This window comes from Tunturiibacter empetritectus, from assembly GCF_013410875.1.
Taxonomy (GTDB): Bacteria; Acidobacteriota; Terriglobia; order Terriglobales; family Acidobacteriaceae; genus Edaphobacter; species Edaphobacter empetritectus.
In genome coordinates this window covers 73402-81240 of the sequence record NZ_JACCCU010000004.1, presented here as the reverse complement: position 1 = coordinate 81240, position 7839 = coordinate 73402, and the positions used below count along the sequence as shown (strand labels likewise).

7 protein-coding genes and 1 other RNA gene are annotated in these 7839 nt (G+C 60.3%); all 8 read left to right on the top strand.

Annotated features, from left to right (window positions below; translation table 11 throughout):
* Positions 1 to 420: 420 nt before the first annotated feature.
* A complete protein-coding gene (locus HDF08_RS21280; protein ID WP_179640714.1) occupies positions 421 to 2982 on the top strand; it encodes a phenylalanine--tRNA ligase subunit beta in 2562 nt (853 codons plus the stop codon).
* An 88-nt stretch (positions 2983 to 3070) separates the two neighbouring features.
* Positions 3071 to 3352 (top strand): hypothetical protein, encoded by a 282-nt coding sequence (locus HDF08_RS21275; protein WP_179640713.1) that lies wholly within the window; start codon positions 3071 to 3073, stop codon positions 3350 to 3352.
* A 287-nt stretch (positions 3353 to 3639) separates the two neighbouring features.
* On the top strand, positions 3640 to 3897 hold the full coding sequence (locus HDF08_RS21270; protein ID WP_179640712.1) for a hypothetical protein: 258 nt from the start codon (positions 3640 to 3642) through the stop codon (positions 3895 to 3897).
* Positions 3898 to 3913: 16 nt separating this feature from the next.
* Positions 3914 to 4297 carry a cell division protein ZapA gene (locus HDF08_RS21265; RefSeq protein WP_179640711.1) on the top strand — a complete coding sequence of 128 codons (384 nt, stop codon included), beginning with the start codon at positions 3914 to 3916 and terminating at the stop codon, positions 4295 to 4297.
* Positions 4298 to 4403: 106 nt separating this feature from the next.
* Entirely contained in the window at positions 4404 to 5453 is a 1050-nt protein-coding gene (locus tag HDF08_RS21260; protein ID WP_179640710.1) for a TlpA disulfide reductase family protein, read from the top strand.
* Positions 5454 to 5521: 68 nt separating this feature from the next.
* Positions 5522 to 5706: non-coding RNA, 6S RNA (gene ssrS, locus HDF08_RS22340), on the top strand.
* Between the two features lie 271 nt (positions 5707 to 5977).
* Complete coding sequence (locus tag HDF08_RS21255) at positions 5978 to 6727, top strand: prolipoprotein diacylglyceryl transferase family protein (RefSeq protein ID WP_179640709.1); 750 nt, start codon at positions 5978 to 5980, stop codon at positions 6725 to 6727.
* Positions 6717 to 7832 carry an RluA family pseudouridine synthase gene (locus HDF08_RS21250; protein WP_179640708.1) on the top strand — a complete coding sequence of 372 codons (1116 nt, stop codon included), beginning with the start codon at positions 6717 to 6719 and terminating at the stop codon, positions 7830 to 7832. Before HDF08_RS21255 ends, HDF08_RS21250 begins: the two co-directional genes overlap by 11 nt.
* Positions 7833 to 7839 lie beyond the last annotated feature (7 nt).

Sequence of the window (7839 nt, the reverse complement as noted above, 5' to 3'; positions counted from 1 at the left end):
TTCTCCAGGTTCGAGAAACTCGACGTGCTCTTCATCGGCTTCCTCAACTTCGCCCTCATCGTCGAAGCCCTCAGATAGCGTGAACACGCCCTAGTCTCTTTCAAGCAAAGCGGCGAGGTCGAAAAAGTCGAAGTTCTCAGCGGCCCTAAACCACTAACAATTCCTGCGACAACCTATGTAAGAGGACTCCGCGCCAATGAATATGGCGGCCCACGGAACTGTCCCATCATCGTCCGATATCAAATCCAGCCTGACGGCATGGAAACGAAGCCGATCGAAAAGAGTGATATTCAGCACGTCACTGTCTTCGTGTCCCCTGCTATTCCTGTCGCTATGCCTGAATCTGCCGCCAAGATAATTAGGCACCCGTGGCCCTTCAGTCTGCATAAGCCAAAACAGTTAGACTAAAAGCCTCACATCATGAACATCATCACACCATGGCTCCGCACCTACGTCCCCAACATCCCGGTCGATGATCACCAACTCGCCGAAGCTCTCACCCTCCGCGGCATCGCCGTAGAAGGCATCCACTCCCTCGGCGCGTCCGCCAATGGCAAATCCAACGGCCACCTCTTCGAGATGGACATCACCACCAACCGCGTCGACGCCATGAACCACTACGGCATCGCCCGCGAGGCCGCCACCATCTACAACCTGCCGCTGGCCCCCCTCAACCCCAAACTCCCCATCGGCACCCTCGTCGACGCCCCCTTCTCCGTCCGCATCGCCCCCGAAGCCAAAGGCCTCTGCGGCCGCTTCACCGCGCAGGTTATCCGTAACGTCACCATCGCCCCCAGCTCCGCCCAGGTAGCCGACTACTTCACCCTCCTCGGCCAGAAACAAATCTCCAACGCCGTCGATGCCAGCAACTTCGTCCTCCTCGGCATGGGCCATCCCACCCACGCCTTCGACCTCGACAAGATCGCAGGCGGCATCATCGTCCGCCTCGCCCACAAAGGCGAAAAGCTAAAACTCCTCGACGGCACCGACCGAACCCTCGAAGCCGACGACCTCGTTGTCGCCGACGAAAAGAAAGCTCTCGCACTAGCCGGAGTCATGGGCGGCTGGGACTCCATGATCACCCCCGAGACCAAAAACATCCTCGTCGAAGCCGCCTGGTTCGACCCAGCCACCGTCCGCCGCAGTGGGCGCCGCCACGGCCTCCACACCGACGCCTCCCACCGCTTCGAGCGTGGGGCCGACTTCAACGCCGCTCCCATCGCCAACGCCCTCGTCACCCAGCTCATCCTGAACAGTGGAGTTGCCCAAAGCGGCGGCGGCGCAAGCCAACAAAACGGCAAGCCCGAAGGCGAACTCATCGACCTCATCGATCCCGAGGTAGCCGCCCGCACCGCCAATCGCCCCCCCATCGACCTCTCCGTCAAACAAGTTCAACGCCACCTAGGCCAGACGATCGCCCCCCACGGCATCACATCCGAGATCGTCGCCCAGTACCTCACCTCGCTAGGCTGCGAGCTCCTCCTCCACGGTCTGCGTGACGATCAAGCCGTCTACTCCACCAAACTCCCCAGCTGGCGTCTCGACCTCGAGCGCGAGATCGACCTCATCGAAGAGGTCGCCCGCGTCTACGGCTACAACCGCTTCGCCAACACCCTCCCCGCACCGGGCGTAGTCCTCACCCAACCCACGCATGCGAAAGAAGCGGCAGTCCGCACCCGCCTCCTGGCCCTCGGCTTCAGCGAATCCATCTCCAGCACCTTCGCCTCCCAGCAAGACTCCGACCTCTTCTACGCGGCCACAGGTCCTGCCCAGAAAACGGACGAGGAATCGAGTGTCAAAGAACCGGAAGCCAAAGAACCGGAAACTAAAGAACTAGAAGCCAAAGAACTGGGTGCCCCATCCTTTGCGGTCTCATCGCAAAGGGTGGGTTATTCGCAAAGTGAACCGTCTTCTTCAAACATCGCCACCAATTCGAGTCCGAATCCGGGTGCCCCACACGTGGCAGCCTCACCGTCACGTGTGGGCCATCGCGACAGCGATCCGCCTTCCCCAACCGCAGCAACGATCCCGGTCCCAATGGAGAATCCCCTCTCCGAAGAGGCCTCCCTCCTGCGCCCCTCGCTGGTCCCCGGCATGGTCACCATGCTCGCTCACAACCTCAACCGCGACGTCCGCGAGGTCCGCCTTTTCGAGCAAGGCCAGATCTTCACCGGCACCATCCCAGCCGACGGCGCCTTCATCTCCGACGTCCACGAGATTCCGCAGCTCTCCCTCGGCCTCACCACCGCCTCGCCACAACCCACGGCCCCACTCCAAGTCGCCGCCGACGCCCCCTTCTTCGAGCTCAAGGGTGCCATCGAATCCCTCCTCTCCCTCTTCGACCTGAACGCGGCAAGAGACGCCTTTCCACCCCGCGCTCTAGCGTCAGAAAAAGAGTCGTCATCTCGACCGGAGGCGGCGCTTCTGCCGCCGGAGCGGAGAGACCCCCGCATTTCGTCCGCACAGTCGCTCACCTTCACACCTGAAGCCCCAGCGTGGCTCCAGCCAGGTCGCAGCGCAACAGCGCTCGTAAACAACCGCCCCATCGCCCACTTCGGCGAACTGGTCCACACGCAAAAAGAAGCTCGCAAACTCCGCCAGCCCCTCTACCTCGCGCAACTGAACCTCGCTGCCCTCTACGAGCTCCCCCTCAAAAAAATCACTGCCCACGATCTCTCCCGCTACCAGGCCGTCGAGCGCGACTTCTCCTTCGTCTTCCCGGACGCGACCCAATGGCAAACCGTCTCCGACGCCATCCACGCCCTCGCCATTCCCGAGCTGCAAAGCTTGAAGCCCATTGAAGTATGGCGCGACCAGAAGAAGTATCCCGGCGTCTACTCGCTCCTCCTCCGCACCGTCTTCCAGTCCAACGACCGCACCCTCCGCGAAGACGAGCTCACCAACAGGTGGACCCGCATCATAGCCGCCCTCACCGCACTCGGCGGCACCATCCGCGACGGCGCAAACGAAACATCAAAATAGTTGTTATCGAAAACATAGTCTATGCGGGAGAGGATGGCGGCATGAGGAACCCAAACTTCGCTGTCTGGAGACGTAGGATTGGCATCGCATGCAGCGCGCGTTGGGCCTTCTCTTGTTCGGTGTCGCCCTCCTCATCTATGAACGATATGCCGCACCCCTTATAGATGTGCACGTTCAAGAGCGGCTTCAGCATGCGCGCGAATTGAATATGCTCTGGAGTGTCAGTTTTTACGGCTCACTGGCTTTGCTTGTCGTTTCGCTATTCGGATCGGGCTGGGGTCGCCGGGTTGGACTTGCCGCCAATGCCGGAGCACTCCTCTATGCGATGATGACTTTAGGCGCAATGTGCGGCCCCTTCGCATGTTCGTGACGTAGCGACACGGGCACTTGAGCGGAATCTGAGTTAGCCAAAAAATAAATCCCAAAACCCTGTCACATTTTTCGCAGCCGAAAACATGACGGCGAAAAACCATACTCAGCCACACTAATCACCACACCCAGACCACAAATCCACCACATCAAAACCACCCAAAATCGCAAAAACCCCTGAAAAACAGCCACTCCGCCACAACCCGAAAATAATCCGCACCCAAATAGATTCCACCCCGTTTTTCCCCAGCAAATATCCTCGTCTCCGCCGTCTATACTGAAGACAATATGAGCACCTCCTCAATCAGCATCGATGAATTCCAGGCCCTCGAACAAAAAGTCCTTCGCGCCGTAGAAGTCGTCAAGCGCGAACGCGAAGCCCGCGCCACCGCCGAAGCCGAAGTAGCCACCCTCCGCGCTCAGCTAGCTGAGCAGCAAACCCTCTCCACCATGGTCGAATCCGAGCTCACCACCCTCACCAAAGAGCGTGAAGCCGTCCGCCAGCGCGTCGAAAAGATGCTCCAGCAGATGGACGAACTCCTCTAACCCCCAAGGAGACCCGATGAACCAGACTCTCGAAGCTCAGACACGCGAAGCCCAGGCCAGTCAATCACCCACCCCTGAGCCCGCGCAGAGCCAGTCCATCGCCGTAGAAATCTACGACCAGATCTATCACCTCCGCGGCACCGACCCCGTCTACATAGAACGTCTTGCCGCCATGGTCGACGCCAAGATGCGCGCCGTCTCCGCCCACGGCAACACCGTCGACTCGCTCCGCGTAGCCGTCCTCGCCGCCCTCAACATCGCCGATGAGCTCTGCTGCGCCCGCGACCGCAGCGACAACCTAGCCGGCAGCCTCCAGAACTCCCAGCAATCTCTCCGCTCCCGTGCCGGCAACCTATCCCACCTCCTCGACGAACTCCTCGAAGACCGCAAAGTCGGCTGATCAGCGCAACGTCGTATGATCCGGCTCCCTCCGTGTTTTTAACTTGAGCGCAAGACCTTGGCCTGTAATGATCGGTGCGCCACCATCATCGTTCCGGAGCCCTTCGATGCGCAGATGCATGTTTCCTGTCACTATTCTCTTTGTCAGCTTCCTCTCTCTGCCTGTTCTAGGCGAACAACTCTCCGCAGACTACAAATCAAATCCAAAGTTCCAGTCTGCGATCGCCGAAGGCAAACAACTCGCGCAGCACCGGCAGCTCTCCTTCGCGCTTGACGCCTACAAAAAAGCCAACAAAATTGCAGACGGAAAAGACGCCGACACCCTCAACGAAATCTTCTCGCTACAGTTGAAAACTGGCAGCTACAAAGACGCCGTCGCTACCGCCTCTTCCCTCGAAGCCCTCGCGACCACACCAGAGACGAAGTCTCGTGCCGAGGTCAATCGCGGCTACGCCCTCATTCTCCAAGCTGGCGACAAACACAAACCCGACCAGATGCACGCCGCCGACTCCGCCCTGAAAGCCGCCATCGCCGATAACCCGAAGAGTGCCCCCGCGTTTTACCTTGATGGCAAAGTACTCGCCTATCTCGGCAACATGGACGCCGCCCGAGATCAGTTCAAAAGCTGCCTTGCCTGCATCAACCCGAATGATCCCAGCTATCTCCGCGCCCAGCACTTCGCCGAAGACCCAGCTCTCGTCCTCCACAAGATGGCCCCTGCCTTCGAGGTCACCGCGCTCGACGGCTCCAAATTCAACCTCGACGCCATGGGCGGCCGCGTCGTTCTCATCGACTTCTGGGCAACCTGGTGCGGCCCCTGCAACGAAGAGCTTCCGCACGTCAAGAAGATCGCAAAAGAGTTCACCGGTCAGCCGCTGGTCATCATCAGCGTCAGCTGGGACTCCGACGAGACCAAGTGGAAGAACTTCATCAACAAGAATGAGATGACCTGGGTCCAGTATCGCGACGCCGACCACTCTCTCAGCAAAGAATTCGGCGTCGAAGCCATCCCTCACTACTTCACCATCGACTCAGACGGCGTCCTCACCGCCGAAATGCTTGGCTCCGGCTCAGATGTCGAAGGAAAACTCAAAAAACTCATCGCCCGCGCGAAATCGATTCCGCAGCCACAACCCGCAAGCCACTCGGGAAACTAGAGTTAAGCGGTTTCACCGCCCATCGAGTTGCGAATCTCCCCACATCCCGATAGCATCCAAATTAAGAAACCGGCCTGCAAAGCAGGTACGCGACCCACGCTGGTTGAACCAATATTCATTGAACAGGGGCCTGGCTCGTATACATGGTTCGGTGTGCTGTCCTCCAGTCAGGAACGCCTAAAGAACCACGGCAGGGTCCCGCCGTCTTAGACGGGTTCACCAGCGACTCGACGTACGGCCCAGTGGGTCGGTCTTCTTCTCTCACACTCCGCAAATCACCGTGAGTTATTAAAACGAAGGCACGCAACTCTCCTTCCACTGACGCGCTATGCAGGCACCACGCAGCTTTACTCCAGAGGAAACGCTCCTTCCCATAAGTCTGAAGGAACAAATCAGAGGGGTTGTCCGCGCGAAGTGAATCACGCGCTTTGTGAGTTCACAGTCGAAGAACATCTATATTTTCTTTTTCGCTCGTCCAGCACCAAAAAACAGAAGCACCAGCAGCAAAATAAACCACCCAGAACGTGCACCCCTACCTCTTCCACTCCGGCCATCTCCTCCTCCCCACCTTCGGCGTCCTCGCCGCACTTGGCCTCATGGCCGCACTCACACTCAGCCTCCGTACCGCCGCCCTCGTCGGCCTCAACCCCGACCGCCTCTGGAACGCCGGCCTCTTCACCCTCCTCTCTGCCTTCACTCTCTCCCGCATTCTTCTCATCGCCACCAATCTCCACAACTTCCTCGCCTACCCCATCCTTCTACTCATCGTGCCCTTCCTAACCGCCACAGGCATCCAACTCACCCTCGCAGCCACTCTAATCTACCTACGCATCCGCCACCTCCCACTGCTCGACACCCTCGACGCCTGGAGCCCGTGCGCTTCGCTCGTCTGGGCCTTCCTCGCCCTTGGCCACTTCGCCGAAGGCAGCGACGCCGGCCTCCCTACCACCCTCCCTTGGGGCATCCGAATTCCACCCAGCCACATCCGTCTCCACCCCGTCGCCCTCTACGCCGCCATTGCTGCAGCAATCCTCACCCCGCTGCTTCTCCGCCAACTCAAACACCGCCGCCAGCCAGGGGACACCGTCGCCATAGCCCTCGTCGCAGCAGGCACCCTCCAGTTCCTTCTCACCTTCTTCCGCCAACCTTACCCCTACACCACCACCTCCGCCTATATCCTCCTCGACCCCATCCAGTGGATCGCCCTCGGTATGATCGTTGTAGCGGCCGTCATCCTGCTGCTGCCAAGAAAGCTGGTCACCCATGCCGTCTAAGAACATGCTCCCCAAGGGCCAGCGCCGCCGCACCGTAAAACCCGAGTACCGCGCCACCCGCGGTGTGGAAGAGACCGCCCCACCCCCAGTGTCCGTCCTCGAATTCGACGAGGTCGAAGAAGACTCCGACGCAATCCGCACCTTCACCGCCGACCCTGCCGCCGCCAACCTTCGACTCGACCTCTACCTCGCCCAAGCCCTCCCCGACATCTCCCGCGCCCGCGTCCAGCTCCTCATCGAAGCCGGCCAGGTGCGCGTCGACGGCAATCCCGCCAAGCCAAAACAAAAGCTCCACGGCGGCGAATCCATCGAGATCGAAGGCTCCCCCCAGCCCGCGCCCCTCCACGCCGTCCCCGAGGACATTCCCCTCCATATCCTCCACGAAGATAAGTACCTCGCCGTCATCGATAAGGCCGCCGGCATGATGGTCCACGCCGGAGCCGGCTCTACGGACGACGCCCGCAACCGCGGCACCCTCGTCAACGCCCTCCTCTTCCACTTTGCCAAGCTCTCCGACGTTGGCGGCGACCTCCGCCCCGGCATCGTCCATCGCCTAGACAAACTCACCAGCGGCCTCATCCTCGTCGCCAAAGACGACAGCACCCACCGCAAACTTGGCGACATGTTCTTCCGCCGCCAGGTCACCAAAACTTACGTCGCCCTCCTCCACGGCCACCTCAAAAAAGACGACACTACCGTCAGCCTCCCCATCGCCCGCGACCTCATCCGCCGCAGCCGCATGACCACCCGCCGAGCCGATGGCCGCACCGCCGTCTCCCACTTCCACGTACTCGAACGCCTCACCACCCCACACGGCCCCTTCACCCTCGTCGAGGTCCGCATCGAGACCGGCCGCACCCACCAGATTCGCGTCCACGCCCAATCCCTCGGCCACCCCATCGTCGGCGACACCCTCTACGGCGCGCCCCACGCCATCCCCGGCCTGCCGCCCGAGACAAACCTCACCCGCAACTTCCTCCACGCCGCACATCTCTCCTTTACCCACCCCCAGACCGGCAAACCGATGGATCTCGCCGCACCTCTCCCTGTCGAACTAGAGTCGTTTTTGCGTGCAATTCGCACCAATTCGTCCGCAATTGAGTAAAATCATC